This window comes from Verrucosispora sp. WMMD573 (genome assembly GCF_027497175.1).
Lineage (GTDB): Bacteria > Actinomycetota > Actinomycetes > Mycobacteriales > Micromonosporaceae > Micromonospora.
In genome coordinates this window covers 1,702,926-1,724,646 of sequence record NZ_CP114901.1, presented here as the reverse complement: position 1 = coordinate 1,724,646, position 21,721 = coordinate 1,702,926, and the positions used below count along the sequence as shown (strand labels likewise).

Below are 21,721 nucleotides of genomic sequence, written 5' to 3'. Positions count from 1 at the left end.
GAGCCCGTCGGGTCGTTGGCGAGCGCCTCCTCGGGCAGGAACACCGCGTACACGAACTAGAGTGTCGTTGCTCTGTGTCATGTCAGGATCCTTCACTTGGTGGGTTGGGCGACGCCGTTGAACACCGGCGGGGCGTAGCCGGCCGGCTTGTCGCCGACGCCGAGGCCGGGACTCACCACCCAGGACTGGTACTGCGGGGTGAACATGCCGTACGGCATTCCGAGGATCGGGGCGCTGGCCTCGTCGAGGCGGCGACGGGCGTCGGCGGGGATCTCGAAGTCGAGCGCCTCGAAGTTGCTGCCGACCTGCTCGGCGCTGCTCGCCCCGATGATCACCGAGGCGACGGCGGGCTGGGTGGCGACCCAGTTGATCGCGACCTGGGCCATGCTGCGACCCAGCTCGGCGGCCACGCTCTCCAGGGCCTCGATGACCTGCCATTCGCCGGGGCTGACCGCGCGACCTCCGGCCTCGGGATTGGTCAACCGGCCGGTCCCGCTCAGGCCGTCGCCGGTGCGTCGGTACTTGCCGCTGAGCAGGCCGCCGCCGATCGGGCTCCACGCGGTGAGCCCCATGCCGACGGTCTGGGCCATCGCCACGTACTCCGCCTCGATGCCCCGGCTGACCAGGGAGTAGGGGAGCTGCAGGTTGATCATCGGGGCCAGGCCGTGCGCCTCGGCGTAGCTTTGCGCCCGGGCCGCGTACCAGGCGGGCACGTCGGAGAGGCCGGCGTACCGGATCTTGCCGGCGCGCACCAGGTCGTCGAGGGTGTGCACGACCTCCTCGACCGGGGTGATCCGGTCCCAGGTGTGCAGCAGGTACAGATCGATGTAGTCGGTGCCGAGCCGACTCAGCGACGCCGCCACGGCCCGCATGATGTGCTTGCGGCCGTTGCCGCTGGCGTTCGGGTCGGTCGGGTCGACGGTGTTGGTGAACTTGCTGGTGAGCACGAGCCGTTCGCGGACGCCGGCCCGGTCGATCAGGCGGCCGAGGATCTTCTCGCTCTCCCCGGCGGTGTAGAAGTCCGCCGTGTCGATGAAATTCCCGCCCGCCTCCAGGTATCGCCGGAAGATCGGCTCCGACTCCTCTTCGGTCTTGCCGTACGCGGCATGGAAACCGTCGACGCCGAAGTTCATGGTGCCCAGCGCCAGCCGACTGACTCGCAGACCGGACCGCCCGAGCAGGTAGTAGTGGTTCATCGTTGCGTCCTCCCGATCATGGGTGTCGGCCCGGTGCGGGCCGCTGTCCCAGACCTTTGCTCGCTAAAAATGGACCTGCAAGTCCAAAACCCGAGCTAGGGTTGGACCCGCAGATGCAGACCAGGAGGTCCCATGACACGGGCGTTGACCCGCAAGGGCGAGGCGACCCGGGCGCGGATCGTCGCCGGCGCGGCAACCGAGATCCGCGAGCGCGGTGTCGATGAGGTACGCCTTGAGGATGTGATGGCCCACACCGGCACCAGCAAGGGTCAACTCTTCCACTACTTCCCTGGCGGCAAGGAGGAACTGCTGCTCGCGGTGGCCCAGCACGAGGCCGACCAGGTCCTCGTCGACCAGGAGCCGATGCTCAGCAACCTGACCTCCTGGCCCGCCTGGCTGGCGTGGCGCGACCGGCTCATCGAGCGCTACCTCGCGCAGGGCGTGAAGTGCCCGCTCAACGGTCTGCTCGGACAGACCGGCCGGCGCGCGCCGGGCGCGCAGGCGATCGTGACCGGACTCATGTGGCGCTGGCAGGCGGCGATCACCGAAGGCATCCGGCACATGCAGTCGACCGGGGACATCGCCCCCGAGGTGGACGCCGACCGCGCCGCAGCGGCGCTGCTGGCCGGCATTCAGGGCGGCGTACTGCTGCTGCTCTCCACCGGGAAGATCGATCACCTTGAGGCCGTTCTCGACCTCACCATCGAACGCCTGCGGGCTGGCGCCGCTCGGAATGGGAGGGGCGGCCAGTGAGCGAGTTGGGCCTGGGCCTCTCGCGGGTATCAGGCGTGGACCGAGCTGCCCGATCAGACCTTGAGGACGTCCACGTCGTACAGCGCTATCGACGCGTCGCGGGAGGCGAGGGTCAGCCCTTCGGTGATTGCCTGTGCCACCAGCATGCGGCCGAAGGGATCGCGGTGATGCGACGGCAGGCGGCCGGCGGCGATGGCGTGGGCGTGGGTCACCGGAAGTTCCCGGAAGCCCATGTCCCTTACCCGCTCTGCAAGGTCAGGGGGTCCGGCGAGTCTCCCGGTGCCCTGTTTTATGGTGATCTCCCACAGGGTGACCGGGGAGAGGAAGATGTCCGGCTCGTGGCGTAGTCGGTCGAGCAACTCGGTGCCGAGGGTCGAGTCGCCGGTGATGGCCCAGAGCGCGACGTGAGTGTCCAGCAGCAGGTTCATGCGCCGATGCCGAAGTCGGCGATCTCGGCGTTGGTCTGGGGGGAGTCCCAGTCACCGGAGAGGTCCAGTTGGCCGGCGAGGGAGCCGACTGCGGTGCGGTTGGCCCGCCGGACCAGCGGTACGACCTTCGCCACCGGGGTGCCCGCCCGGTCGATGATGATCTCCTCGCCGTGTTCCACCCGTTCGATGATGCGCGACAGATGGGTCTTGGCATCATGCATGTTGTAGTGCACGGCCTCAGCCGACATGGGCGCAACCTCCTCGCTTAGCTAAGGGGTTAGTTTAGCCTGCTTGGCCGCATGCGTCAGCGGCCTTTGGCTGCTCAGGGCCGGGGTTGCCAGACGCCGTCCGAGTCCGTGCCTGGGAGAAGTCAGGGTCAACGGATCACCAGGGATGGTGGCGGTGTGGTTCGGATGGTGGTGCCTCCGGCCCACCCGAAACGGATACCCGAACAGAGGGGTGCAAGGCGGCAGAAGCGCAGGCCATGGTCGATGCCGTGGCCGCACTGCCGGGCGACGGCCGGAACCTTGCACCCGGGTGGTGGATTCGTGGGTCAGTTCTGGCCAGGGCTTGCTACCGGTAATCCTGCTTCTTTCGCGCATTCGAGCAGCCGCCGGTCGTAGGTGACGAAGGCGGTCAGTGCCGTGCCGGACTCGTTGGTCAGAACCTGGGCGGTGGCCAGGTGGATGGCGTCGAGGCTGCGGAGCGTCGGCTCGGCGAACGCGGCTGCGGTCGCGCGGATCGTGCTGTCGATCTCCAGTCGGAAGAGCCGTCCGACGGCGGCCGGCACTCCGATCAACGCTTGCGGAGCTGATCGGCGCAGCGCTCTGGGCACTTCCACCTCGACAAGAGCGGAGCAGACCAGCGGCACGTCGTCGTGCTTGTTCAGCCAGGAGACAAGGTCGGTACTGCACATTTCCTGCCGAACCAGCTTGACGACGGCAGCTGAATCGAGATAGATCACCAGCGCTCCTCGTCACGCATCGCGGCGAGCGAGGCAGCCACGTCCACGTTCTCGTCACCGAGTTTTGGCGGAAGTGGCACAGAGCCACCGCCGGTGGGGGCGACGGCTCGTCCTGCCGCTACCAGCTTGGCCAGTATCGACCTGTCGTCGCCTACCGGAACAAGTCGGGCGATCGGGTGTCCACGGTCGGTGATCTCAACGGTCTCGCCGCCACTTACCCGAGCCAGAACCTGGCTCGTGTTCTGGTTCAGCTCCCGGACACCGATGCGTTCCATGAATACGAGTGTAGAACTAAATGTTCTACGTTCCTAGCTTCTGGCGCCATCTGGGCTGCCGGTTCGCCGACCAGCCCGGGTCAACGACGTCCAGGCCATGGCGCCTGGGTGCCGATCGTTCGAAGGTGTACCAGCGCCTGCGTCCAGGACTGGCCCAGGGTGGGTTCGTGGTCTGCGATGCCGTGTTCGACGGGGGGCCGCTGTCTGGTCAGCACGGCTCGTACAGCAGCGAAGTACAACATCGCGACCGCGAACACCGGCTGGTGTACCGGATCACCAAGGACGACATCGAGATCGTCGCCTGCCGCTACCACTACGGCGACCGATAGCAAGTCGGTGTGGCACAGCAGCGCCCGGTGGTCATCGGTCGAGACTGTCGACACGAAGTAATATGACGGCCGACCGCGCCAACCGAACTCGCTCACGCTACTTGGCATGAGTCCGCATCGCCCCGGCGGGGTTCGTCGTGCACCGGGTCGAATCGGCGGCGTGCCGTGAGGCGGCGGCTCGGTACCGCCGGTCGGATACTGGCCGGCGGAGGAACAGGGCACGGATCGACGCGGTGGACGATCCACGGTGAGCCGAGCCGTGGCCGGCGCGACCGATCCCGGCCCTCAGCCGGGCCGCAGAAGCAGCAGCGCGACGGTGGCCAGGTAGATGATCGGGATGGCGGCCCCTTCGAAGCCGATACCCCGGCGTTCCCTGATCAGCAGGCCGGCGGTCAGCGTGGCCGTCATCAGCGTGGTCATGCCGGTGAAGAGCAGCCCCGACAGGTTCGCCTCGGAATAGATCGACCCGGGCCGGTAGGAGGCGTCGGCGAGAAAGATCATCAGGGAGTCGAAGGCGTTGCCGCCGAGGATGTTGCCGATGCCGAGGGTCAACGCGCCGATGCGGACCGCCGCGATGAGGGTGATCAGCTCCGGCAGTGAGGTGATCGCCGTCGTGATGGTGAAACCCACGAAGCCGCTGGGCAGATCGGACGCGGCGACCACGCCGAGACCGCCCTGCCCGATCAGGTAGCCGGTGGCGGCCACCACAGCCGCCAGGGCGGCCAGCCGGAACCACAGCCGACGCAGGCTCAGCCCGGACGTCTCGGCAGCCGGCTCGTCCTGACGGGTCTCCGTGGTGCGGCGGGCGAACCACATCGGTTCCCGGCGCAGCCGGCGCAGCAGCACCAGCCCGTACAGGTAGATGACCGGGATCAGCAGGCTCGCCGGGTGCACCCAGAGCACGGTGAGTTCAGGGGTGGCGTACGCCACCACGGGCAGGCAGAGCAGCGCCACCAGCACGACCGCCTGCAAGACGTTCTCCAAGGACGCCGCCGCGTGCTCGATGTTCGAGCGGCGGTAGAGCAGGTCGGCGATGGCCAGCCACACGGTCTGCACCGCGATGCCACCGATCGGGTTGGCGAGGGCGAACTCGGCGTCCTGCCGAACCGACCCGATGACCGTGGTGGCGATGCCGGGCAGCGAGGTCACCGCGCCGAGCAGGAGGGCGCCGGCCACCGCCTCGCCCATCCCGGTCCGGTCCGCCAGTTCGTCGGCCGTCCGGACCAACGCCCGGCCGGCGGACAGGATCGCCGCGAGGGCGGCGACCAACGCGACCACGCTGGGTAGGAGCGGCCAGGTACCGGTGATCACGAGGGGTCGCCTGAGGGTTGTTCGAGAGCCATGCCTTCCCCCGTACCCATCTGGCGGGATTTTTGCGCAGCGGCGGACCAGCTGCCGGTCGACCCGTGGACGCATCGGTGACCGGGTGCCGGGGGTCTGTCAGACTCGCTCGGCGTGCGGCGTCAGCAGATTCTGGACAAGCTCCCGGACCGGGCGAGGGCCTAGAGCCAGGGCGTGCCGTTCATCGGGGGGAGCGGTTCCAGCCAGGCCAGGTGGCCGTCGGCGACCGCGATGGTCCGGCTTCCCCTCGCGTCGGTGGCGGACAGGCCGAAGCCCGACCGGCCGGACGGTGCGACGAGTTGATCATCCTCCAGGGCGAGGTGCAGCAGCGGTCCGTCCGCTCCGAAGGCCGCCACGGCGGCGTCGAACGCCGGACGATCCTTGGCAGGCACGTGGATCCGCGTCGCGGTGTGCACGACGAGTCGTGGCAGCCCCGGCGGAAGCGTCGCCGCGACCGGGTGGCCGATCTCGATGGCGTTCCCGGCCACCACCCGGGGCGTGTCGGCCGCCACCACGGCCATCGCCGCCTGCAACTGCGCCGCCTGATGCGAGTTCTCCGGCCATACGAGCGCGCGCAGCCACGCCCGGTCGTCGGTGTCGGTGAGGTCCGGCGGAGCCAGGTCGATGCCGACCGCGTCGGCGATCTCCGGTAGCCGGTCCAGGTCGGGTAGCAGGCTGGCGTCCGGCACCTCCACTTTGATCTGGACCGGAGAGCTGCGGTCGCCGACCGGTGCGCCGCCCACGGTGTAGGCGTACCGGTCGGCGCGGAGATTCAGCCCCGCGCTACAGCCCACCTCGACGACGCACACGGGTGCGGATGCAGCGCGACGCAGCAGCGCCAGGCCCAGCCGTAGCACCAGTGCGCGCTGTACGTGGTTGGTCTGCACCAGGCGCGTGCCGAGGAGGGACGCGATCGGGTCGGAGTATGCCGCGCAGAAGCGGGCGAAGGCCGGGCCGGTGCACCCGTCGACCGGACGAGCGGCGGCACCGGCCACGGACGGGTAGTACTCGGCCAGCGGATCGCGCGCCCCGGCCAGCAGCAGGTAGTGGACCGCGCCGAAGAGCGCGAACGTGGGCTGCTGGCCGGGACGGGTGCGGGCCGCGAGTTCGAGCAGCGACCGGTCCTCCGCGACGACCGCGAGCAGCCGGCTGTACAGCGGCGAGCTGCCGAAGCCACGGGCCGTACGGAACGCCTCCGCGACGTCACCGATGTCCTGCATGCGGCGACGGTAGCGGGGACCGGCGCGGTGAGCGATGTCAGCGGTCACAGTGGCGCCGCAGGTGTCTCCCGGTGCGCCGGGCCGGCTGCGCCGCGAGCCTGTTCCAGACCGTCGAAGAGCAGATCGAGGGTGAACTCGAACTCGGTCTGACTGTCACACCAGCCCAGGGTGGGGTCGGTGGCGTCGTGCAGTTCGGCGGCCACCATCGCGGCCAGGTGGGGCAGCTGTGCGGCCAGTTCGGCCATCTCCGCCTCCGCCGCGTCGGCGTCGACCTCCGCACCGGCGGTGGGCTGGAAGACCTCCTGCGCGAAGCCGAGGGCCAGGCTGCCGAACGCGTGCAGCGCCCGGTGGGCGATCCGGTACGAGAAGCCGCCGTCGATCATGATGGCGAGGATGCCTTCGTAGTAGCCGTACACCCCGGCGGGGATGGCCGGGCGGGAGCTGAGCAGGGCGGGCGCCCACGGGTGCCGCAGCATGACCGTACGTGCGGCAAGGAACCGCAGCCGTAGCCGGGTACGCCAGGTTCCGCCGTCCGCCTCCGTCTCGGCCTGGTCGGCGGCCGTGACGATCTCGGCGACCACGGCATCGACAAGTCCGTCGAGCAGCCCTTCCTTGCCGGGCAGGTGGTGGTAGAGAGACATCGCCTCGACGCCGAGGTCGGCGGCGAGCCGGCGCATCGTCAGCGCCGCCATCCCCTCCGCGTCCACAAGCGCGATCGCGGCGGCCAGCGCCCGGTCACGGCTCAGCGGCTCCCGGCGTCTTCTCGCTCCCATGAGGCTCCCATCTTCCCTTGACCTTACAACGTATGGTTGCCTTACGACGTAAGGCTGATCCGCCACCAGAGCTGCCGCAACCGAAGGAGCCACCATGCATCCACTGATCCGCACCGCCCGGACGACCGGGCTTTTCTACCTTGGGCTCGGCATCGCCGGCGCACTGGGCTTCCTCACCATCCGACCCATGATCTTCGAGTCCGGTGACGCCGACGCGACCCTCGCCAACCTGGTCGCCAACGAGTCGTTGGCCCGCCTCGGAGTGGCGTTCGAACTGCTCGTCGTCCTCACCCAGACGCTCGCCGCCGTCTGGTTCTACCGTCTGTTCCGTGCCGTCAACAGCACCGCCGCCGGCAGCGTCGCCGCCTTCGGCATCGTCAACGCCGTCGCCATCCTCGGCAGCGCCGCCATGCTCGGAACCGCTGTCGCGGTAGCCACCGGCGGGGCCGGCGGGGCCGCCGACACGGTCCAGTTGCTGTACCTCGTCAGCGAAAACCTGTGGGCGGTGGGCGGGCTCTTCTTCGGCCTCTGGCTGATGCCGATGGGCTGGTGCGTGCTGCGTTCGGGCTGGCTGCCGCAGGTCCTCGGCTGGATCCTCGTCGCCGGTGGAGTGGGCTATGTGCTCATGACGTTCGTCGGGTACCTCGCCCCCGGCGCCGGAATCGTCGGCGACCTGCTGGTGGTCCCCGCGACCGTTGGCGAACTCTGGATTCTCGGCTACCTGGTCGTCTTCGGCGTCCGGAAGCGGGCGCTCACCGAGACGCCGGGAACGACGCCGACCACGCCGCTCGCCGCGTCACCAGCCTGACCGCCTCGGCCGGCCCGGTTCGGGCGTGCTCCCATCCGGGTACGCCAGGACCGGGACCGGCCGTCCCGCCGTGTCGTTGATCCGGTTGTGCCCGCCACCCGCCGGTGACCACGGTGGGAGCGCCGAGAAGTCCGGAGGACGCCGATGACCAGCGAACGCGACACCGTCGAGGTCGACCCCGCCCTGTTCCAAGCCGTCTACGACTCGCCCGCCGCACTGCCCGGCCAGCACCGCTGGACCACTCCGGAGTCCGACGTACGGCGGATCGAGAAGCTGCTCAACATGCCGCCCCGGACCATTGGCGCGCCACTGTGGGTCAGCGGCGACCAGCCGGACTGCCCGAAGTGCGGTCGCCGGATCACCTGGTACGACATCGTCGCCTCGGCCCTGAAGGGTGTGCACGATCCGATGATGATCGCGACGGTGATCCTCGGCGACCGCCGCTACGTCAACACCGGTCTGCCCGCCGCCATCTCCGGCGTACGCTGCGCCGACTGCCGGTCGCCGATCGAGGGGCTGCGCAGCTTCAAGTGCCACAACTGGGCGTACGCCTTCGAGGATCTGGCGGCCGTGCGACAGCGGATGTCCGGTGGCCCGATCCACGGTGACCAGGGTGAGCCGGTCCACTGACACCCACCGGGTCAGCGGCGGGCCGGGCGACGGCCGGGCGGGGAGGGTGGTTCGGGGCCGAGGTCGGGTAGCGGGGGCAGGGGACGGGTGGCCGGCTGGCCGGCGGTCACCCGCAGGCGCTCACCGTGGTGCCACAGCTCGATCGCGGCGTCGGCGTCGGCGTCCGGCAGCTCGTAGCGGGCCTCGTCGGCGGTCAGCGTGACGTGCAGCCGGTGGCCGTGCCAGAGCAGGCTGAACGCGAGGCGGTCGATCCGGTCGGGCAACCGCGGGTCGAACGACAACAGCTCCCGATCGTCACGCAGGCCGCCGAAGCCCTGCACCAGGGTCAGCCAGGCCCCACCCAGCGAGGCCAGGTGCAGCCCGTCGCCCGTCTTGTCGCCGAGATCCTCCAGGTCCTGAAGTACCGACTCGGCGAACAGGTCGTACGCCAGGTCGAGGTGGCCCAGCTCGGCGGCGAGCACTCCCTGCGGTGCGGCGGAAAGCGACGAGTCCCGGACCGTCCGCGCCTCGTAGTAGGCGAAGTTGGCGGCCTTCTCCTCCGCGGTGAACTCGCCCGGGCAGCGCAGCATCGCCAGCACCAGGTCGGCCTGTTTGACCACCTGGTGCCGGTACAGCTCCAGGTAGGGGAAGTGCAGCAGCAGCGGATAGTCGTCGTCGCCGGTGTCGGCGAAGTTCCACTCCGGCCGGTCGGTGAACCCAGCGGACTGCTGGTGCACGCCCCGCTTAGCGTCGTACGGCATCGTCATCGCCTCGGCTGCGGCCCGCCAGCCGGCCACCTCGGCCGGGTCCACGCCCAGCCGGCCGGCCGCCTCCGGGTGCCGCTCGACGACGTCGGCCGCGCCGCGCAGGTTCCGCCGCGCCATCAGGTTGGTGAACAGGTTGTCGTCGACAAGTGCGGCGTACTCGTCCGGGCCGGTGACACCGGCGATGTGGAAGCTGCCGTCGTCGGTGAAGTGCCCGAAGCCGTGCCACAGCCGGGCAGTGGCCACCAGCAGGTCCAGCCCGGGTCCGGTGCGGAAGTCCTCGTCGTCGGTGGCGCCGACGTAGCGCAGGACCGCGTCGGCGATGTCGGCGTTGACGTGCAGCGCGGCAGTGCCCGCCGGCCAGTAGCCGGAGCACTCCCGGCCACTGATGGTCCGCCAGGGGAAGGTAGCGCCGGTGAGCCGCAGTTCCGCCGCACGGTCGAACGCCTGCGGCAGGTGCGCGTGCCGCCAGCGCAGCGCCGACCGGGCCACGGCCGGCGCGATGTAGGTCAGCACCGGCAGCACGTAACCTTCGGTGTCCCAGAGCACGTGCCCGTCGTAGCCGTTGCCGGTCAGCCCTTTGGCGGGGATGGTCCGGTCGCCGTCCGAACGGCCCGCCTGGATCAGGTGGAACATGGCGAACCGGATCGCCAGCTGCAATTCGTCGTCGCCGTCGAGCAGCACATCGGCGGTACGCCAGGCGTGGTCGAGGGCGGCACGCTGCTCGGCACGCAGCTCGTCGAAGCCGACCGTACGCGCCGCGTCCGCCTCGGCCGTCACCTGCGCCGCCAGTTCCTCGACGGAGGAGTCGGCGACGGGCGCCCACTCGTACGCCGCGAACTTGGTCAGCCGCACCCGCTCGCCGGGTCGCAGCGGCCCGGCGAGGGTCAACCGGATCCGATCCGGGGTGGCGTCGGCATCGGTGGTGACGTGTGCCGGTGCCGCCGATCGATGGGCGACCGAGACGGCGACCCGCTGCCCGCTGCGCTCGGTACGGTGCACCAACAGCGCGTCGGCGCCGTCGACGTGGTTCAGCTCGGCGGTCAGCGGATCCTGGATCAGCGAGGCGGCCCGAGGATCGTCGGCCCGCTCCGGCACATGCTCGTTGGCCAGCAGGTCCGCGCAGACACGCAGGTCAACCGGCCCGTCCAGGGGTTCCACCGTCCAGTCGACGGCGGCGACCCGGCGGCGGGGCAGCGACACCAGCCGGGTGCTGCGTACCCGCACCCCGTCGCCGTCCGGCGAGATCCATTCGGTGAGCCGTTCGATCACCCCGGCGCGCAGGTCGAGCACCTGCTCGTGGGCGAGCACCGTGCCGGTACGCAGGTCCAGCGGCTGGTCACCGACCCAGAGCCGTACCAGCGTGGCGTTCGGCGGACTGATCACGGTGTCGCTGAGCTGCGGGAAGGCGTAGCCGTTCTCCGGGTAGCTCAGCTCCCGGCGCTCGTGCAGACCGTTGAGGTAGCTGCCGGGCATGTCGACCGGCAGGCCCTCGTCGAGGGTGCCGCGCCAGCCCAGCCATCCGTTGCTCAACGCGAAGACCGACTCGGTCTCGCCGAGCCGGTCCAGGTCGTCCCAGGTCCGCCGGATCCGCCACCGCTCGTCGGGTTGCGGCTGGTCCAACCGTTGGTCAGGGGTGGGGTGCACAGTGCCTCCAGGACTCTCCGACGGTCCCTGCGGGCTGACAATTCCCCGCCGCCCGGTTCACCACACCAGTAGCAACGCGCCGAGCGTGCCGAGCACCAGGTACGGACCGAACGGCAGGTGACTCGACCAGCGAGCCCGGCGGCCGACCAGCAGGCCCAGGGCGACAAGTCCGGACAGGGTCAGCGCGAGCAACAGGCCGAGCACCGGCACACTCCAGCCGTACCAGCCCAGGAGGGCACCCGCGCTCAGCGCGAGCTTGGCGTCGCCGATGCCGAAGCCCCGCGTCCCGAGCAACAGGGTGGTGGTGGCGAAGAAGAGCGCCAGCCCGAGCCCGGCGACGACGGCACGCAGCCATGGCGTCGCACCGGTTCCGGTCAGCGCGGCCAGCCCGAGCAACAGCCAGGTACCGACGGCGGCCGGCCAGGTCAGTCGGTCCGGTAGCCGGTGCACCGCGCCGTCGATGAAGAGCAACGGCACCGCGAAGGCCAGCCACCACCCGGCGGCGGCCAACTCGACGGCTGGGGGCCGGGCCAGCAGCAGCACGGCCACGGCGGCCAGGGCGGCCAATTCGACGGTGGCCGGCGGGGCGCCGACCCGGGCGCCGCAACCGCCGCAACGGGCGGTCGGGCCGAGCGCCGGCCAGGGGCGGTGCAGGCCGATCGGCGCGCCGCAGGCGTCGCAGCCGGTCCGGCGGGCGGTTCCCGGGGGTACGGCGTGCCGGGCGACGGCGTACCGGAGCAGTGGGGTGATCGCCAGCAGAGCCGAGGCACGCGGCCACGACCGTGCGTTGTGCCCAGGTGATGGTTCGCCCGGCCCGGCCGTCGCGAGTGCCGGTGGAGCGGGTTGCCGGCTCACCTCTACCACCCCATCACGGAGGGTAGTGTGTCCGGTCGGTTCGGGTGGCGGTACGAACGTTCCGCGCCGCCCGCCGTGCTGCCGTTCGAGTGTCCGGCCGAAAGCCCGAAACGGACAGATGAAATTCCCACCGATCGCAAATGACCGCCAATTAGCACCGATTCTGCCGGGGACAGATCGGACCGATTGCCATTTGCCACCCCATTGCGACCAGCCGTTCGGGGACCCGCATGGCGGTGGGACCGTCCGCTTTGCCGCCCGCACCCGCCCGAGCCGAACCCCGGGTCGATCAACGCCGGCAACCTTCCGGTAACCATGCGGCTCCACCACCATTCATAACTCAGAGTGTTCGGATGAATTGCCTCTGTTGCATCGGCTGACGTCAGCCTATGCTCGCCCCTTGGATGTGACGCAACCCACGTCCGTCACCGACGAGCAGCCAGGCCAACGCATTAGCAGGAGATCCACAAGGGCAAATGCGGCTGGACGCGGAACAGGCCGGAGAGATCCGCCCGATCGCGCCACCGCACGCCCGGCGACGCTGGTTTCGGCGTTCGCCGGTCGGCACCGAGGAGGGCACGAGGTGCGAGCACGGCAGCTGAGCCGCTGGACGGCCGGCCTGGTCGCGGTGGCCACGGTCGGCGCGAGCACCGCCTGCGGCAGCACCCAGGAGGCGTCCACCGCCACGACACCCGAACGGGACAGGCCAGCCGGCACCGAACGGGCCGCCGAGGAGGCCGCTGCGGAGAAGGCGGCGCTGGCGGCCTACTCCGGCTACCTCGCGGCGTCCCGCACGGCGAGCCGGCGCAGCGACCCGCAGGAGCCGGCGCTCACCCGGTTCCTCGGCGACCCACTGCTGACCAGGGTCCGGTTCAGCCTGCGGCAGGCCCGGCAGAACGGCGCGGTAAGCGCCGGTACGCTGCGCTCCGAAGGGCCCACCGTCATCTCGATGGACCTGGACGCCACACCGCCCACAGTGGAGATCCAGGACTGCGTCGACGCCAGCAACTACCGGCTGATCTACGTCGCCGACGACAAGGTCGTACCGGGCACCCGAGGCTCCCGCCACCTGGCCACCGCCACCGCGACCCGTTATCCCGACGGCCGCTGGCGGATCAGCACCGGCGCGGCACACCAGGACCAGCCGTGCTGACCGGGCGGGCCGTGGGCGGCCATCAGCGGCAGATCGGCCGCCGACGCCGAGCGGCCGCGCGTACCGCCGTCTTCCGGCGGGTGCTGCTCGGCGGGGCGTTGGCGGTGCTGCTGGCGACCGGCGGCGCGGTTCCGGCGACCGCCGCCGACCCCGGTGCCGAATGTCCACCCGCCCAACCGAACTGCAACGTCTGGGACGACGACCCGGGCACCCCCGGTGGCGGCGGCGACGGTGGCGACAACGGCAGCGGCGGCGACAACGGTGGCGGCGGTGGCGGCGTCTGCCAGTGGGAGGGCCGCACCATCCCCTGCTACGACGGCGTGCTCGGCTGGTTCAACAGCGGCGACGGCTGCTACTACAAGCTGGCCGAGCCGCAGCCGGAGGCACCCGAGGGCCAGCAGTGGTACGTGATTACCTGCTACGGCGGGGCCGTCGGCGACCAGCGGACGGAGCTGCGGGACGCACCGCCGCCGGGCTTCGGCGCTCCGCCGGACCCGGAGGAACTGGCCCGTCGGGCGTTCGCCTCGATCACCCTGCTCGCGCCCCGGGCGGCGGTCGCGCCCCGCAAGTCCGTCGGCCCCGGACTGGTGGGACTCCCGGTCTGGATGTGGGCCGAACGCGGCGCCAGCCAGTTCGGCCCGTTGAGCGCCGAGGCCACGGACCGTGGCCTGACCGTGACGATCCAGGCCGAGGTCGACCGCGTGGTCTGGGACATGGGCAACGGCGACGACGTCACCTGCACCGGCCCCGGCACCCCGTACAACCGCCGAGGTTCGTACGCCGGGCGGCCCTCCCCCGACTGCGGCTACCACAGCGGCTACCCGGAGGCCGGGACGTACACGGTCCGGGCGACCACGCACTGGTCGGTGACGTGGACCAGCAACGGCGGCGACAGCGGAAGCATCGCCGGCGTCACCCGCACCACCGGCCCGGTCGGCATCGAGATCGACGAGCTTCAGGTGGTGACCCGGTGAGCGCGAGGCGTGAGCCACTCCTGCGAGCCCCGCAGTCGCGAACGAGAGGTGTTATCCGGTGAGCGTGACGACCCGCAACGGCAGCACTCCGGTGGACGCGCCGGTCGCCCCTCCCCGGGTGGTCCGTCAACGCCGGGTTCGGCCCGGCCTGCTCGGCCTCGCCGTCCTGCTGATCGCCCTCGGCGGACTGGGTTCGGCTTTCGCGGTGACATCGGTCCGGGCGACCGGCAGCTACCTGGCGGTGGCCCGGGCGGTCGAGGTGGGCAGCGTGGTACGCGCCGACGACCTGGTGTCGGTGCAGGTGGCCGGCGGTCAGGGGCTCGAACCGGTGCCTGCCTCCCGGATCGCCGACGTGATCGGTCTGCGCGCCGCCGTCTCGCTGGCTCCGGGAACCCTGCTGACGATGGCTCAGCTCACCGACGATCCACTGCTCGGCCCCGGGCAGCAGCAGCTCGCCCTCGGGCTGCGCGCGGCCCAGGTACCCGCGCCGAAGCTGCGCCCCGGGGACCAGATTCTGCTGGTCAGCACGCCGAGCAGCGACAGCGGCGGAGGTTCGTCGTCCGGTGCCACCCGGTTCACCGCGACCGTCACCGACGCCGTCTCCACCGACGGGCGGGACGAGGTCGTCGTCTACCTGGCGCTCGCTGTCCGGGACGTACCGGCCGTGGTGGCACTGGCCGCCCAGGATCGGATCGCGGTCGTCCTGACCAAGGCGGCCTGAGCATGGCGATCATCGCGCTGGTCTCGGCCAAGGGTTCGCCGGGGGTCACCACCACCGCGCTGGCCTGTGCGTTGAGCTGGCATCGGCGGCTGATTCTCGCCGAGTGTGACCCGGCCGGCGGCTCCGTGCTCGCCGGCTATCTCGGCGGTGCGCTCGACGGGCCGCGCGGCATCGGCGAGCTGGCCGTCGGCGAACTGCGGGACGGCAGCCTGGAGAGCGCATTCTGGTCGCAGTTGGTCGACCTGGACGCGCCGCGCCGGGAACGCCTCCTGTTGCCGGGAGTGGTCGACCCGGCCCAGGCCGGCAGCGTCACCCCGCTCTGGCAGCGGTTCGCGGACTTCTTCACCGGCTTGGAGCGCGGCGACCCACCGTACGACGTGCTTGTCGACTGTGGACGGCTGCATGTCCTCGGTCCGCCCTGGCCGCTGCTGCGCGCCGCCTCGGTGGTGCTGGTGGTGTCCCGGGCACAGCTGCCCGACCTGTCCGGCACCCGGGCCATGCTCCAGGCCATCGAGCGGGACTTCACCGAGCATCGGGTGCCGTCGGGCACCCTGCGTCTGCTGCTGATCGGCGGCGGCCACGGCAGAAGCGAGGTCAGCAAGGCCCTTCAGCTACCCGTGATCGCCCGGCTGCCGCACGACCCGCGTACCGCCGAGGTGTTGAGCCTGGGTGGGACCGTGCGGGCCAGTCGGCCGCTGTTGCGGGCGGCCCGCGAGTTGGAGGTGCCGATCGGCGCGCTGCTGGAGCGGCGGCGGGCCCGGCTGGCCTGGCCCGTCTCCCAGGGAGTGCCGGATGCGATTTGAACCGGTCTCGTCCGACCCGCGCCGGCAACCACCGGGCGCCACCTCCACCGCCCCGCCCCTGCCTCCGGTCAATGGTTGGCACCAACCGCCAAACGGGTCGGTGCCCGTGGCGGCCCCGCCAGCGGCGCCGCCACCCCGGCCCCGGGTGGATTTTCAGGTGGTGCGCGAGCTGCGCCGGCAGCTCAGCGAGCGGCTCACCCGGTGGCAGCGTGGCCGCGAGTTCAGCGTCGCCGAGGAGGACACCGAGCGCGCCCGGCTCGCGGTCGAGCTGGTCGCCGAGTACGCCGACGCGGTGCGCCGCGCCGGCACGCCGATGGCCGCGGGCGAGGAGCGGCTGCTGCTCGACCAGGTGACCGCCGAACTGGCCGGCCTCGGTCGACTCCAGACCCTGCTTGTCGACGACACCATCGAGGAGGTGCACATCCTCGGTTGCGACCAGGTGCGCATCACCCGCCACGGCGGTGGGGTCGACTGGGCCGACCCGATCGCCGACAGCGACGACGAGTTGGTGGAGATCCTCCAGGCGGCGGCCCGCCGAGCCGGCGCGACGGAACGTTCCCTGTCCACCTCGAAGCCCACCCTGGACCTGCAACTGCCCGACGGCAGCCGACTGGCTGCGGTGTTCCTGGTCAGCCACCGCCCGTACGCGGTGATCCGCAAGCACAACACCCTCGACGTGACCTTGGACGACCTGGCCGGTGGCCGGGGCGACCTGGACGAGATGATCGACCCGCTGCTGCGCGACTTCCTCCGGGCGTCGATGCGGGCCGGGTTGAACATCATGGTCGCCGGGCTGGCCGGTGCCGGTAAGACCACCGTGATCCGGGCGATGATGAGCGAGATCCCGCCGGACGAGCCGTACGTGCTGCTGGAGGAGAGTCGGGAGCTGCTACCGGCCCGCCGCAGCGACCGCCACCGGGCGGTGATGAGCTTCGAGGCCCGGGAGGGGCACGGCGAACGCGGGCCGGACGGTCGACCGGCCGGTGAGGTGAGCATCGCCGACCTGATCCCGGTCTCGCTGCGGATGGGCGTGCTGCGGATCATCGTCGGTGAGGTGCGGTCCCGGGAGATCGTGCCGATGCTCCAGGCGATGACCACCAGCCGGGGGTCGATGTGCACGATCCACGCGCGTACCCCGGCCGGGGTGAGCGAACGGATCATCGAGTTGGCGCTCGCCCACGGCCGGGAGATGACCGTCGACCAGGCCCGCCGGATGGCGGGCAACGCGCTCGACCTGATCGTCTACGTCACCGTCGACGACGAGACCGGCATCGGCGGGCGCAAGCACCGCTTCGTCTCGCACGTCGAGGAGGTGCTCGGCGTCGGCGAAAGCAGCCGGATCACCACCACGCAGGTCTTCGGCCCCGGCCCGGACGGCCGGGCGGTCCCCCGACACCTGCCGGAACGGGTCCGGGATCAGCTGCTGCGGGTGGGCTACGACGCCCGGTTGCTCAGCCGCTGGATCGAGGCCGGCCAGGGGGCCTGGCGGCGGCCCCGGCAGACCCGACTCGGTCGGCGGTGAGACGGTGCGAACGAACATCGAGCTCATCGCCATGGTGTCGGGGGCGGCCTGCGTGGCCGGCCTGGTGCTGGCGGTCGTCGCGCTCGTCGGCACCCGCCGGCCGCCGGGGCGGCCACCCGGAGCGGGGCCGGGGCTCGGGCGGCTCTGGCGCGGCTCCGGCAGCACCGCCCGCGAGCAGCGGGCGCACCAGGCACTGCTGATCGGCGCGGTGGTCGCCGGTGCGCTGGCCTTCCTGCTGACCGGCCTGCCCGTGGTGGGCCTGCTGGTGGCGGTGGCGGTGCCGGGCGCACCGTGGCTGTTCTCGGTCGGTCGGGCCGAGCAGCGGGCCATCGCCCGCATCGAGGCGGTCGGCGAGTGGACCCGCCGGCTCAAGGACGTCTCCGCCACCGGCCAAGGGCTTCAACAGGCGATCATCGGCACGGTCACCACCGCGCCGGAGGAGATCCAGGAGGAGGTACGTCTGCTCGCCGCCCGGCTCCAGGCCGGGTGGCTGGCCCGTTCCGCCCTGCTGGCCTTCGCCGACGAGATCGGCGACCCGGTCTGTGACCAGGTGGTCGCCGCGCTGATCCTGCACCTCACCGACCGGGGCGAGCGCCTCGGCGACGTGCTCGGCTCGATCGCCTCGGCCGCCGCCGCGGAGGTCGCGACCCGCCGGGAGATCGAGGCCAAGCGCACCCAGCCGCGGTTCGCGGTTCGCTTCCTCACCGGGATGACGCTGGCCACCATCGCGTACGGGCTACTCAACCGCGAGTACGTGCAGCCGTACGACACCCCGTTCGGGCAGCTGGTGATGGCGGTGCTCGGCGCGGCCTTCGTGGCGCTGCTGGCCTGGGTGCGGTCGATGAGCCAGCCGCCCCGACCGGCCCGTTTCCTGCCGGCACCCGACCCGAGCGAGGTGGTGGCGTGAACCTGCACCTCACTCTCGCGGTGGTGGCCGGTGCCACGCTCGGCCTGGGCGTGTTCCTGGTGGTCCGCGAGCTGGTGCCGGCGACTCCCGCGCTCGGCCCGGCGCTGCGCCGGCTGCACCAACCGCCGGGAAGCGCCCGCACCGGGCCCGCCGACCGGCGGCTGGACTGGCTCACCGGGATGGCCCGCTGGCTGCGACCCCCACACCGGCAACTGGCCCTGCTCGACCGCACCCCCGAGCAGTACGCCCTCTCCCTGCTGCTGTCCGCCCTGATCGGGCTCTCCGCTCCGGCTCTGCTCAGCGTCACCCTCTTCACCGTCGGCGTCTCACTGCCGCTGGCCGTGCCGGTCCTGGGCAGCCTCGGCCTGGCGCTGCTCTGCGCACTTGTGGCGCACCGGTCGGTGCTGACCAAGGCGGATGCCGCACGGGACGAGTTCCGTCAGGCGGTCTGCACCTACCTCGACCTGGTCGCGTTGCAGTTGTCCGCGGCGCACGGCCCGGTGCAGTCCCTGGAGCGGGCCGCCGCGATCTGCGAGGGCTGGGTCTTCGACCGGATCTCCGAGGCGCTGCGGATGGCGCAGATGCAGATGCACTCACCCTGGGACGAGCTACGCGATCTCGCCGACCGGATCGGCATCCCGGAGCTGGGCGATGTCGGCGCGATCATGCGCTCCTCCGGCAGTGAGGGCGCGCAGGTGCACGAGACCCTGCGCAGCCGGGCCGACTCGTTACGCGACCAGATCCGCACCGACAACCTGACCCGGGCCGAGGGGGTGACCAGCCGGCTCGACATTCCCGGCGCGCTGCTGGTCTTCGTCCTGCTCGGCTTCGCCATCTACCCGTTCCTGGCACGTCTCTAGGCCCGACCCCCAGTGAAGGAGCCCCGATGTCCGTAATCACCTACCTGCACGTCGCGCTACGGGCGCGGCTGGCCGAACTGCGCGGTGACCGTGGCGACAGCCCGGTGCCGACAGCTGTGATCATCTTTGGCCTGGTGGCCGTGGCGATGGCGGTGACCGCCGCCGCCCTCGGTGCGGCCAACGACTGGATGGACAACATCCCGACCCACCAGGATCCGACGGACACCTGATCGATGTTCCGTCGCCTCACCGCCGGCTGGTGCCGGGTGGTCGCCGCCACCCGGCACCGACTGCTGTCCGGCGACGCCGAGCGGGGCGGCAATCCGGTCGAGCTGGCGGTGGCCCTGCCGGCGATCCTGGTGATGCTGTTCGCCTCGATCCAGGTCGCCGTCGTGTTCGTCGCCCGGTCGACCGCGCTCAACGCCGCGCAGAGCGGCGTCAACGCGCAACGGCTCTACGACGCCCCGGCGGGCGCCGGAGAGCAGCGTGCGGCGGAGTTCCTCCACGCCGCCGGGGACTGGCTGGTCGACTGGGACGAGCCGGGGCCGAGCTGTGCCGCCACGGACACCGACGTGACCTGCACGGTGAATGGTAGGGCCCTGTCGGTGGTGCCGGGCGTCAGTTTCGCGGTCCGGCAGACGGCACACGGGACGGTGGAACGATGGACCGAGCCATGAGCCGGGGTTCCGTCTCGATCGAGGTGGCGGTGCTGGCGCCGGCCTTCGTGGCGATGATGGTGCTGGGCGGGGTCGCCGGGCGTACCGCGGTGGCCAGCGCGGCGCTGGAGGCCGCCGCGCACGACGCGGCCCGGGCGGCGTCGATCTCCCGAGACGCCACCACCGCACGGCGGGAGGCCCGTGCGGCGGCCCGGCGCCAGCTCGACTGGCGGGGGGTGTCCTGCTCGGGGGCACCGCAGGTGACCTTCCGCGGCTCGGTCGACGGGCGGTCGACACCCTTCAACCGCGCCTTCACCAGCAACGTCGGGCAGAACGCCACGGTCACCGTCGAGATCGCCTGCACCGTCTCCTACGCCGACATCAAGCTGCCGGCGCTGACCATGCCGAACGGACAACGGATCACCGCCTCGTTCACCTCGCCGCTGGACCGCTACCGGAGCCGGGGATGACGGCCGGGCACGGCGACGCCGGTCGGGTGAGCATCTTCCTCGCCGTGGCCCTGATCGGGGTGCTGGCCATCATCGGCATGGCGTTCGACGGCGCGGGTCAGCTCCGGACGCTGCAACGCGCCGAGAATCTGGCCGCCGAGGCGGCCCGCGCGGGCGGCCAGGCCATCGACCGCGCCACCGCCATCGAGGGTGGACCCAAGCGGATCAACCGACGTGAGGCTAACCGCGCCGTCCGCAGCTACCTCGCCGCCGCCGGGGCCAGCGACTTCACCGTGACCTTCCCGGTGGTCGACGGTGAAACCCTGATCCGGGTACGCGTCCAGGTCACCTACGACCGGGCGGCGCTCGGCCTGTTCGGCTTTCCCAACACCGTCACCGTCTCCGGTGAGGCGACCGCGCGGGCGCTGACCGGGGTTCCCTAGGAAGGAAGGTAGCCATGGCCGCATCGGGTGGCACCGCCGTACGGCGGGCCGGTCGGGTGCTCACCGGTCTCGGTGCGCTGGTCGTGCTGATCGGTCTGCTGGTCGGCGGGCCGATCGCGCTGCTGGCCTTCGCCGGCAACCCGCTCCCCGACCACGTACCCACGCTCGCGGAGATCGGCGCCACGCTGACCAGCCGCGACGACGGACAACTCTTCCTGCGGGCGCTGGCCATCGCCGGCTGGTTCGGCTGGGCCACCTTCGCCCTGTCGGTGCTCGTGGAGTTGGGCTCGCAGGCACTGGACCGGCCCGCTCCCCGGCTGCCCGGCATGGGCCGGCAGCAGCGCGCCGCCGCCGCCCTGGTCGGGTCGGTCGCGCTGATCCTCGCCGCCAGCCCCGCCGCCACGGCCGCCACCACGGCCTACGCCACCTCGGCATCCGGCACGACGGCGTACGGCGCGGGCCCGGCAGCCGCGGTCGCGTTCACTCCGACTCCCGCAATGGCGGCACCGGCGGCGACCGGACCGGATACCACGGACTCGCCAACCGGGTCGGCGGCCGGTGCCCGGTCGGACGCGGCCGACGCTCCCGTGTATCGGGTTGCCAAGGGCGACTACCTGGGTAGGGTCGCCGACCGGTACCTCGATGACTTCGACGACTACCACCGGTTGGCCGCGCTCAACAAGCTGCGTGACCCGGACCGGATCCGCCCCGGTCAGCTCATCAAACTTCCAGCTGAGGCGCACGACCAAGGCGCACGGTCACACGCCACCGGTCGGCTGGTCGCCCCGAAGCCCCGCCCCGTTCCCGGACCGGGGCGCACCGAGCCGACCCGTCCGACGCCGGCAAACCCGGGCGAGGCGGTGGAGCGGCCCGGCGAGGCGGTGGAACGGCCCGGCGACCCGACCGAGCGGCCGGGTTCGGCCACGACCGCACCGGCCGGCCCCGAAGGACGGCAGCCGGAGCCGCAGGAGCGTGAGACGCCGGAGGACCATTCGCCGGTGGTGACGGTGGGTGCGGCCCGGGCCGGCGAGCCCGACCGGGTGAACCGTCCGCTCGCCGTCTCTGCCGTGCTGGCCGTGGCCAGCATCGTCGGCGCGCAGATCGGTGCGGTGCTCGGCCTACGCCGGCGGCCGGCCATGTCCCGCGCCGGCACTCGCCACCAGCCGCCCGCCAGCGCCCCGGGCGAACTGCCCGTGGGCCGGCACCGCAAGGACTGACGCCGTGAGCTGTCGTGAGGTGTGGCGGTCGAAGTAGCCGACCCGCCGATCGCG

The 21,721-nt window shown here is 71.5% G+C and carries 26 protein-coding genes; 16 read left to right on the top strand and 10 right to left on the bottom strand.

The features are described 5' to 3' along the window. Positions 1 to 92: 92 nt before the first annotated feature. A complete protein-coding gene (locus tag O7601_RS07970; protein ID WP_281565553.1) occupies positions 93 to 1,196 on the bottom strand; it encodes an aldo/keto reductase in 1,104 nt (367 codons plus the stop codon). 132 nt (positions 1,197 to 1,328) lie between these two features. Here O7601_RS07970 and O7601_RS07965 point away from each other — a divergent pair, with 132 nt between their 5' ends. After that, entirely contained in the window at positions 1,329 to 1,949 is a 621-nt protein-coding gene (locus O7601_RS07965; RefSeq protein WP_281565552.1) for a TetR/AcrR family transcriptional regulator, read from the top strand. Positions 1,950 to 2,002: 53 nt separating this feature from the next. Here the strand turns inward: O7601_RS07965 and O7601_RS07960 are convergent, their stop codons facing one another. The 4 genes from O7601_RS07960 to O7601_RS07945 form a co-directional block, all read right to left on the bottom strand. After that, the gene (locus O7601_RS07960) at positions 2,003 to 2,377 is read right to left on the bottom strand and encodes a type II toxin-antitoxin system VapC family toxin (RefSeq protein ID WP_281565551.1); all 375 of its coding nucleotides are present in this window, start codon (positions 2,375 to 2,377) and stop codon (positions 2,003 to 2,005) included. Further along, the gene (locus O7601_RS07955; RefSeq protein WP_281565550.1) at positions 2,374 to 2,625 is read right to left on the bottom strand and encodes a type II toxin-antitoxin system prevent-host-death family antitoxin; all 252 of its coding nucleotides are present in this window, start codon (positions 2,623 to 2,625) and stop codon (positions 2,374 to 2,376) included. The genes O7601_RS07960 and O7601_RS07955 overlap by 4 nt, the downstream gene beginning before the upstream one ends. A 305-nt stretch (positions 2,626 to 2,930) precedes the next feature. Continuing rightward, positions 2,931 to 3,341, bottom strand: a complete 411-nt coding sequence (locus O7601_RS07950) for a type II toxin-antitoxin system VapC family toxin (RefSeq protein ID WP_281565549.1) — start codon at positions 3,339 to 3,341, stop codon at positions 2,931 to 2,933. After that, a complete protein-coding gene (locus O7601_RS07945; RefSeq protein ID WP_210838669.1) occupies positions 3,338 to 3,616 on the bottom strand; it encodes a type II toxin-antitoxin system prevent-host-death family antitoxin in 279 nt (92 codons plus the stop codon). The genes O7601_RS07950 and O7601_RS07945 overlap by 4 nt, the downstream gene beginning before the upstream one ends. Before the next feature lie 125 nt (positions 3,617 to 3,741). Here O7601_RS07945 and O7601_RS07940 point away from each other — a divergent pair, with 125 nt between their 5' ends. Next, positions 3,742 to 3,945: a type II toxin-antitoxin system YoeB family toxin gene (locus tag O7601_RS07940; RefSeq protein ID WP_281565548.1), complete on the top strand. Its 204-nt coding sequence runs from the start codon at positions 3,742 to 3,744 to the stop codon at positions 3,943 to 3,945. A gap of 285 nt (positions 3,946 to 4,230) precedes the next feature. On the opposite strand, the gene O7601_RS07935 is transcribed toward O7601_RS07940, so the two are convergent. From O7601_RS07935 to O7601_RS07925, 3 genes are all read right to left on the bottom strand, one after another. Next, positions 4,231 to 5,256 carry a sodium:calcium symporter gene (locus O7601_RS07935; protein ID WP_281565547.1) on the bottom strand — a complete coding sequence of 342 codons (1,026 nt, stop codon included), beginning with the start codon at positions 5,254 to 5,256 and terminating at the stop codon, positions 4,231 to 4,233. A gap of 191 nt (positions 5,257 to 5,447) precedes the next feature. Beyond that, positions 5,448 to 6,506, bottom strand: coding sequence for a DUF2332 domain-containing protein (locus O7601_RS07930; RefSeq protein ID WP_281565546.1), 1,059 nt, complete (start codon positions 6,504 to 6,506; stop codon positions 5,448 to 5,450). Positions 6,507 to 6,550: 44 nt separating this feature from the next. Beyond that, positions 6,551 to 7,279 (bottom strand): TetR/AcrR family transcriptional regulator C-terminal domain-containing protein, encoded by a 729-nt coding sequence (locus O7601_RS07925; RefSeq protein WP_281565545.1) that lies wholly within the window; start codon positions 7,277 to 7,279, stop codon positions 6,551 to 6,553. Positions 7,280 to 7,373: 94 nt separating this feature from the next. Between O7601_RS07925 and O7601_RS07920 the strand changes: the two genes are divergently transcribed. Together O7601_RS07920 and O7601_RS07915 are read left to right on the top strand one after the other, a co-directional pair. Beyond that, the gene (locus O7601_RS07920) at positions 7,374 to 8,087 is read left to right on the top strand and encodes a DUF4386 domain-containing protein (RefSeq protein ID WP_281565544.1); all 714 of its coding nucleotides are present in this window, start codon (positions 7,374 to 7,376) and stop codon (positions 8,085 to 8,087) included. Positions 8,088 to 8,231: 144 nt separating this feature from the next. Continuing rightward, complete coding sequence (locus O7601_RS07915; protein WP_281565543.1) at positions 8,232 to 8,717, top strand: hypothetical protein; 486 nt, start codon at positions 8,232 to 8,234, stop codon at positions 8,715 to 8,717. Positions 8,718 to 8,728: 11 nt separating this feature from the next. On the opposite strand, the gene O7601_RS07910 is transcribed toward O7601_RS07915, so the two are convergent. Then, positions 8,729 to 11,107 (bottom strand): glycosyl hydrolase family 65 protein, encoded by a 2,379-nt coding sequence (locus O7601_RS07910; RefSeq protein ID WP_281565542.1) that lies wholly within the window; start codon positions 11,105 to 11,107, stop codon positions 8,729 to 8,731. A gap of 57 nt (positions 11,108 to 11,164) precedes the next feature. Further along, positions 11,165 to 11,866 (bottom strand): A24 family peptidase, encoded by a 702-nt coding sequence (locus O7601_RS07905; protein ID WP_281566843.1) that lies wholly within the window; start codon positions 11,864 to 11,866, stop codon positions 11,165 to 11,167. Between the two features lie 679 nt (positions 11,867 to 12,545). On the opposite strand from O7601_RS07905, the gene O7601_RS07900 reads away from it, so the two are divergent. From O7601_RS07900 to O7601_RS07845, 12 genes are all read left to right on the top strand, one after another. Beyond that, the gene (locus O7601_RS07900; protein ID WP_281565541.1) at positions 12,546 to 13,115 is read left to right on the top strand and encodes a hypothetical protein; all 570 of its coding nucleotides are present in this window, start codon (positions 12,546 to 12,548) and stop codon (positions 13,113 to 13,115) included. Between the two features lie 104 nt (positions 13,116 to 13,219). After that, entirely contained in the window at positions 13,220 to 14,089 is an 870-nt protein-coding gene (locus O7601_RS07895; protein WP_281566842.1) for a hypothetical protein, read from the top strand. 58 nt (positions 14,090 to 14,147) lie between these two features. Beyond that, a complete protein-coding gene (locus tag O7601_RS07890; RefSeq protein ID WP_281565540.1) occupies positions 14,148 to 14,810 on the top strand; it encodes an SAF domain-containing protein in 663 nt (220 codons plus the stop codon). Between the two features lie 2 nt (positions 14,811 to 14,812). Next, a complete protein-coding gene (locus O7601_RS07885; RefSeq protein ID WP_281565539.1) occupies positions 14,813 to 15,613 on the top strand; it encodes a ParA family protein in 801 nt (266 codons plus the stop codon). Beyond that, the gene (locus tag O7601_RS07880; protein WP_281565538.1) at positions 15,603 to 17,135 is read left to right on the top strand and encodes a CpaF/VirB11 family protein; all 1,533 of its coding nucleotides are present in this window, start codon (positions 15,603 to 15,605) and stop codon (positions 17,133 to 17,135) included. The genes O7601_RS07885 and O7601_RS07880 overlap by 11 nt, the downstream gene beginning before the upstream one ends. A gap of 31 nt (positions 17,136 to 17,166) precedes the next feature. Continuing rightward, entirely contained in the window at positions 17,167 to 18,042 is an 876-nt protein-coding gene (locus O7601_RS07875; protein WP_281566841.1) for a type II secretion system F family protein, read from the top strand. Next, positions 18,039 to 18,902, top strand: a complete 864-nt coding sequence (locus O7601_RS07870; RefSeq protein WP_281565537.1) for a type II secretion system F family protein — start codon at positions 18,039 to 18,041, stop codon at positions 18,900 to 18,902. The genes O7601_RS07875 and O7601_RS07870 overlap by 4 nt, the downstream gene beginning before the upstream one ends. A 26-nt stretch (positions 18,903 to 18,928) precedes the next feature. Continuing rightward, positions 18,929 to 19,132 (top strand): hypothetical protein, encoded by a 204-nt coding sequence (locus O7601_RS07865; RefSeq protein ID WP_281565536.1) that lies wholly within the window; start codon positions 18,929 to 18,931, stop codon positions 19,130 to 19,132. A gap of 3 nt (positions 19,133 to 19,135) precedes the next feature. Then, the gene (locus tag O7601_RS07860; RefSeq protein WP_281565535.1) at positions 19,136 to 19,579 is read left to right on the top strand and encodes a TadE family protein; all 444 of its coding nucleotides are present in this window, start codon (positions 19,136 to 19,138) and stop codon (positions 19,577 to 19,579) included. Next, entirely contained in the window at positions 19,564 to 20,028 is a 465-nt protein-coding gene (locus O7601_RS07855; protein WP_281565534.1) for a pilus assembly protein, read from the top strand. Before O7601_RS07860 ends, O7601_RS07855 begins: the two co-directional genes overlap by 16 nt. After that, on the top strand, positions 20,025 to 20,450 hold the full coding sequence (locus O7601_RS07850; RefSeq protein WP_281565533.1) for a pilus assembly protein TadG-related protein: 426 nt from the start codon (positions 20,025 to 20,027) through the stop codon (positions 20,448 to 20,450). The genes O7601_RS07855 and O7601_RS07850 overlap by 4 nt, the downstream gene beginning before the upstream one ends. Positions 20,451 to 20,464: 14 nt before the next feature. Further along, positions 20,465 to 21,667, top strand: coding sequence for a LysM peptidoglycan-binding domain-containing protein (locus O7601_RS07845; RefSeq protein ID WP_281565532.1), 1,203 nt, complete (start codon positions 20,465 to 20,467; stop codon positions 21,665 to 21,667). Positions 21,668 to 21,721 lie beyond the last annotated feature (54 nt).